Annotated in this window: 1 protein-coding gene; it reads left to right on the forward strand. The window is 67.7% G+C overall.

The window, feature by feature from the left end; translation table 11 throughout:
• Positions 1–227 precede the first annotated feature (227 nt).
• Positions 228–740, forward strand: coding sequence for an acyl-CoA thioesterase (locus AC13FW_RS07670; protein WP_482988712.1), 513 nt, complete (start codon positions 228–230; stop codon positions 738–740).
• The last annotated feature ends 134 nt before the right edge of the window (positions 741–874 follow it).

Genomic DNA, 874 nt, shown 5'->3' on the forward strand with positions numbered 1-874 from the left:
CTGTAGTGCCGAGCCATGCTCGGCAGGGGCATTCCCGATAGGGCCCCCTTGCCGAGCATGGCTCGGCACTACAAATGCCTGCCTCCCGTAGAGCCGAGCCATGCTCGGCAGAGGCCTTACCGATAGAGCCCCTTGCCGAGCATGGCTCGGCACTACAGTTGGGGCCGCCGATATCGCTTGCACGCCGGCTGGAGTAGCCTGCTGGTCCCGCAACCGCAGTAACCGCCATGAGCGAACACAAAGCCCACCAGCTGTCGATGACCGTCCTGATGTCGCCGGAGATGGCCAACTTCTCCGGCAAGGTCCACGGCGGCGCGATCCTGCGCCTGCTCGACCAGGTCGCCTACGCCTGCGCCAGCCGCTATGCCGGCAACTACGTGGTGACGCTGTCAGTGGACCAGGTGACCTTTCGCCAACCGATTGCCGTCGGCGAGCTTGTCACTTTCCTCGCTTCGGTGAACTTCACCGGCAATTCGTCGATGGAAGTCGGCATCAAGGTAGTGGCCGAAGACATCCGCAAAGGCGCGGTGCGCCACGCCAACAGCTGTTTCTTCACCATGGTGGCGGTGGACGATGACGGCCGGCCGACACCGGTGCCATCGCTGCAGCCGGAAACCAGCGATGAGAAGCGTCGCTTCGCTGCCGCGCAGATCCGCCGCCAGCTGCGCCAGGAGATGGAGCAGCGGCACCTGGAGCTGCTGCAGAGCAATCCCTCCGGTGAAGCGGATTTGTCGGTGTAGGACCGTTGTAGGAGCGGCGTAAGCCGCGAAGCTGGCCGAGCCCGGTAGTGGGGGGGGGGGGGGGGGGGGGGGGGGGGGGGGGGGGGGGGGGGCGGCGGCGGGGGGGGGGGGGGCGGCGGGGGGGGGGAGGGGGG

It is taken from the genome of Stenotrophomonas sp. 21LCFQ19 (assembly GCF_056861425.1).

Coding starts and splice junctions, on each gene's coding strand:
- AC13FW_RS07670 (WP_482988712.1), top strand. CDS start 228: ATGAGCGAACACAAAGCCCACCAGCTGTCGATGACCGTCCTGATGTCG.